This window comes from Burkholderia sp. E168m23, from assembly GCF_016586125.1.
GTDB lineage: Bacteria > Pseudomonadota > Gammaproteobacteria > Burkholderiales > Burkholderiaceae > Burkholderia > Burkholderia orbicola.
In genome coordinates, this window is record NZ_BCPP01000563.1 from 1 (window position 1) to 4729 (window position 4729).

Annotated in this window: 5 protein-coding genes and 2 pseudogenes; 5 read left to right on the forward strand and 2 right to left on the reverse strand. The window is 67.0% G+C overall.

Features of this window, described 5'->3' with window-relative positions; all coding sequences use genetic code 11:
• The 5 genes and pseudogenes from JMF90_RS24685 to JMF90_RS24705 all read left to right on the forward strand — a co-directional run.
• Nucleotides 1-579: pseudogene (locus tag JMF90_RS24685) on the forward strand (Rieske (2Fe-2S) protein); the annotation flags it as partial.
• Between the two features lie 14 nt (nucleotides 580-593).
• Complete coding sequence (andAd, locus tag JMF90_RS24690; RefSeq protein WP_011548235.1) at nucleotides 594-1070, forward strand: anthranilate 1,2-dioxygenase small subunit AndAd; 477 nt, start codon at nucleotides 594-596, stop codon at nucleotides 1068-1070.
• Between the two features lie 35 nt (nucleotides 1071-1105).
• Complete coding sequence (gene andAb / locus JMF90_RS24695; RefSeq protein ID WP_006479527.1) at nucleotides 1106-1432, forward strand: anthranilate 1,2-dioxygenase ferredoxin subunit AndAb; 327 nt, start codon at nucleotides 1106-1108, stop codon at nucleotides 1430-1432.
• Entirely contained in the window at nucleotides 1422-2642 is a 1221-nt protein-coding gene (gene andAa, locus JMF90_RS24700) for an anthranilate 1,2-dioxygenase system ferredoxin--NAD(+) reductase (RefSeq protein WP_011548234.1), read from the forward strand. The genes andAb and andAa overlap by 11 nt, the downstream gene beginning before the upstream one ends.
• Before the next feature lie 152 nt (nucleotides 2643-2794).
• A complete protein-coding gene (locus JMF90_RS24705) occupies nucleotides 2795-4081 on the forward strand; it encodes a DUF445 domain-containing protein (protein WP_011548233.1) in 1287 nt (428 codons plus the stop codon).
• Between the two features lie 48 nt (nucleotides 4082-4129).
• Here JMF90_RS24705 and JMF90_RS24710 read toward each other — a convergent pair whose 3' ends face one another.
• Nucleotides 4130-4429 (reverse strand): addiction module antidote protein, encoded by a 300-nt coding sequence (locus JMF90_RS24710; protein WP_006490972.1) that lies wholly within the window; start codon nucleotides 4427-4429, stop codon nucleotides 4130-4132.
• A 3-nt stretch (nucleotides 4430-4432) separates the two neighbouring features.
• A pseudogene (locus JMF90_RS24715) lies at nucleotides 4433-4623 on the reverse strand (type II toxin-antitoxin system RelE/ParE family toxin); the annotation flags it as partial.
• Nucleotides 4624-4729 lie beyond the last annotated feature (106 nt).

The window sequence follows — 4729 nt, forward strand, 5'->3', positions numbered from 1 at the left end:
ACGACCTTCAACATCTTCCGCGTCGGGATGAAGGCGCGCTCGATTCCGGATGCGAACCACGGGCTGCACAGCATCATCACGGTGACGAAGACGGGCGACGATACGTCGGCCGCGTACAAGCAGCAGAACATCCGTTCGTTCGACGAGGGCTTCCATCTGGAAGACGAATCGATCCTCGATCTCGTGTCCGAATACGACGAGGACTGCACGAACCATATCCAGCCGATCTTTCCGCAGCTCGTGATCCAGCAGATCCACAACACGCTGGTCGCGCGGCAGATCCTGCCGAAGGGCCCCGACAACTTCGAGTTGATCTTCCACTTCTTCGGCTATGCGGACGACACGCCCGAGCTGCGCGCGCTGCGCATCAAGCAGGCGAACCTCGTCGGGCCGGCCGGCTACATCTCGATGGAAGACACGGAGGCGACCGAGCTCGTGCAGCGCGGCACGGTGCGCGATGCCGACGCGACGTCGGTGATCGAGATGTCGCGCGGCAATCCGGACCAGCAGGACACGGTGATCACCGAGAGCCTGATCCGCAAGTTCTGGGTCGGCTACCAGAAGCTGATGGGCTATTGAGGCGGGAGCAAAAAATGACGGAAGACATGAAGACGTGGTTCGAGATTTACATGCTCCAGAACCGCTACATCGGGCACCTCGACAACGACCGGCTCGAACACTGGCCGGAGATGTTCACCGAGGACTGCACGTACGAGATCGTGCCGAAGGAGAACGCCGATCTCGGGCTGCCGGTCGGGATCGTGCACTGCACGAACCAGCGGATGCTGCGCGACCGCGTGGTGTCGCTGCGGCACGCGAACATCTACGAGGAGCACACGTACCGGCACATGACGTCGGGCCTGACGATCGTCGCCGAACGCGACGGCGAATTCGATACCGAGAGCAATTACGTGGTCGTGCAGACGCGCAGCAACGGCGAATCGAACGTGTACCAGGCCGGCAAGTACTACGACACGGTCGTGCGCACGCCCGACGGCTGGCGCTACAAGACCAAGCGCGTGATCTACGACACGTCGCGCGTGCAGACGCTGCTCGCGACGCCGATCTGACCGATCTGACCGCTCTGACGAAGCAAGGAACCGACATGACCGAAGCAACGCTGGCCGAGTGGCATCCGCTCGGCGCTTTCGACGAATTTTCCGAAGACGAACCGGCGGCGCGGGTCGCCGGCCAGAAGCCGATCGCCGTGTTCCGGATCGGCGACGAACTGTTCGCGATGCACGACCTCTGCACGCACGGCCATGCGCGGCTGTCCGAAGGCTATGTGGAGGACGGCTGCGTCGAATGCCCGCTGCACCAGGGGCTGATCGACATTCGCACCGGCGCGCCGAAATGCGCGCCGATCACCGAGCCGGTGCGGACCTATCCGATCCGGATCGTCGACGGGCAGGTGGAAGTCAATGTCGGCTGATCCGTTCGTGATCGTCGGCGCCGGCCACGCGGCGCGGCGTACGGCAGAAGCACTGCGCGAACGCGATGCAACGGCGCGCATCGTGATGATCGGCGCGGAGCGCGAGCTGCCGTACGACCGGCCGGCGCTGTCGAAGGACGCGCTGCTGACGGACGGCGGCGAACGGCGCGCGTTCATCCGCGATGCCGCGTGGTACGACACGCAGCGTATCGAGCTGCGGCTCGGCACGCGGGTCGACGCGATCGAGCGCGACGCGCGGCGGGTGCGGCTCGACGACGGTGCGACGGTGCCGTACGGCCAGCTCGTGCTCGCGACGGGCTCGCGCGTGCGCCCGTTCGGCGGGGCGATCGACGAAGGTGTCGCGGTGCACTACGTCCGCACGGTCGACGATGCGCGTGCGTTGCGTGCGCGACTGGCGCCCGGGCGCCGCGTGGCGGTGCTCGGCGGCGGCTTCATCGGCCTCGAGGTCGCGGCGGCGGCACGCCAGCTCGGTTGTGACGTGACGGTAATCGACCCGGCGCCGCGGTTGCTGCAGCGCGCGTTGCCGGAAGTGGTCGGTGCTTACGCGCGCCGGTTGCACGAGGCGCGCGGCGTGATCTTCCAGTTGGCGACGCTGCCGCGCGCGATTCGGCGCGCGCCGGGCGGCGACGCGGTCGTCGAGACCGATCGCGGCGACGTGCCGGCCGACATCGTCGTGGTCGGCATCGGCGTCGTGCCCAACGTCGAGCTGGCGCAGGCGGCCGGGCTCGACGTCGACAACGGGATACGCGTCGACGCAGGCTGCCGCACGGCCGATGCCGCGATCTTCGCGGCCGGCGAGGTGACGATGCACTTCAACCCGCTGCTCGGGCGGCATGTGCGGATCGAATCGTGGCAGGTGGCCGAAAACCAGCCAGCCGTCGCGGCCGCGAACCTGCTCGGCGCCGACGAGACCTATGCCGAGCTGCCGTGGCTGTGGTCCGATCAGTACGACTGCAACCTGCAGATGCTCGGGCTGTTCGGCAGCGAGCGCACGATCGTCGTGCGCGGCGATCCGGCAAGCGGGCCGTTCACGGTGTTCGGGCTCGGCGACGACGGCAGGATCGTCGCGGTGGCCGCGGCGAACCTGGGGCGCGACATCGGTGCGTCGCGCCGGCTGATCGCGGCAGGGGCGGTGCCCGATCCGGTGAAGCTGGCCGATCCGGCGGTGAACCTGAAAACGTTTCTGTGACGCGGTGAACGAACGCGGCCGGCGTGGCCGCGTTCGCACCGGGCAACTGGCACGTGGGCGAAGCCCGTGCCGGGCGGCATGCCCGGCGTGCGGGTTTGTCGTCGGTCGGCGATCGGTGCATATTAGCGGCATTGCCGTTTCACCGGTCGCCCATGACGCCAGACAAAGCTCTCGAACTGAAACGCAGCAAGCGCCGCGCGCTATGGCTGCTCCTGGCCGCCGTCGCGGTGTTCGTCACCACCATCCTGCTGCCGCGCGGCCCGTGGGTCGACGGTTTCAAGGCCGTCGCCGAAGCCGCGATGGTCGGTGCGCTCGCCGACTGGTTCGCGGTCGTCGCACTGTTCCGTCGCGTACCGATCCCGTTCGTGTCGCGCCATACCGAGATCATTCCGAAGAACAAGGACAAGATCGCCGACAACCTCGCGGTATTCGTGCGCGAGAAATTCCTCGGCCCCGATGCGCTCGCCGCGCAGATCCGCCAGCACGATCCCGCGCAGAAGCTCGGCGCGTGGCTCGGCGAGCCGGCGAACACCGACGCGCTCGGCGGCTACGTGACGAAGCTGATGAGCTTCGCGCTCGACATGACCGACGACGCGCGGATCCAGTCGTTCGTCCACGATGCATTCCGCGCGGTGATCGACCGGGTCGACCTGTCGCAATCGGCCGGCGCGATCCTCGATACGCTGACGAAGGACGGCCGCCACCAGGCGCTGCTCGACGACGCGATCGAACAGGTGGTCGACGTGCTCGACAAGGAAGAGAACCGCGAGGTGATCGCGGGCTTCATCGTCGAGTGGCTGAAGACGCAATACCCGAAGGTCGAGAAGATCATGCCGACGCAGTGGTTCGGCGAGAACGGCGCGCGCATGCTCGCGAGCGCGGTGAGCCGCGTGCTCGAAGGCGTGGCGGCCGACCCCGAGCACGAGCTGCGGCAACGCTTCGACCGGACGGTCGTGCGGCTGACCGAGCGGCTGAAGCACGACCCTGCGTTCATCGCGAAGGGCGAGGAGATCAAGCGCTATATTCGCGACGGCGATGCGTTCAACGAGTATGTGCGCGACTTGTGGGACCAGTTGCGTGCGTGGCTGAAGGCCGATCTCGCCCGCCCCGATTCGGCGCTGCACCGGCAGGCCGCGACGCTGGGCGGCTGGCTCGGCGCGCGGCTCGCCGGGAGCCCGGCGCTGCGTGCGTCGCTGAACGAGCATGTGGAGCGGGCCGTGCACGAGATGGCGCCCGATTTCGCCGATTTCCTGATGCGCCACATTCGCGACACGGTGCGCAACTGGGATGCGCGCGAGATGTCGCGACAGATCGAGCTGAACATCGGCAAGGATCTGCAATACATCCGGATCAACGGCACGCTGGTCGGCGGGCTGATCGGGCTCGGGTTGTATCTGGTGTCGCTGGTGCCGCGCTGGGCGGCCGGGTGGCTGCACTGACGCGGGTACGGGCATTGCACCCGCGGCGCGACGCCGTGCACCGCCGGCTCACGCGGCAGCCTTGGCGCCGTGCAATTGCAGGCCGAGCGCCTTGATGACCTTCAGGATCGTGCCGAAGCTCGGATTGCCGTCGTGCGACAGCGCCTTGTACAGCCCTTCGCGCGACAGGCCCGCATCGCGGGCGACCTGCGACATGCCGCGGGCACGGGCGATCACGCCGAGCGCATGCGCGATGAAGGCCGGATCGTCGCCGGCCTCCTGCAGGCAGGCGTCGAAGTAGTCGGCCATGTCGTCTTCGGTTTTCAGGTGTTCGGCCGAATCCCACGGCCGCGTCTTGATCTTGTCCATCGATCACTCCATGTCGAGGTGCGCGGGCATTGCGTGCGCGGCGCGGATGTCGGCCTGTTGCGTCGATTTATCGCCGCCGCAGAGCAGGATGACCCATATCGTTCCGCGCCTCACGTAATAGACGCGATAGCCGGGGCCGTGGTCGATACGCATTTCGACGACGGGGAGCCGGCGGATTTCCAGTCGCCCGGATTGTCGTATAACTTCGTATAATGTATGCTATACGAAGTTATTACGGCTCGAGCTGCGACGCGACCCGCGGGTTCGCGTTCGCACGTTCCAGCAGCTCGGGCGACCGCG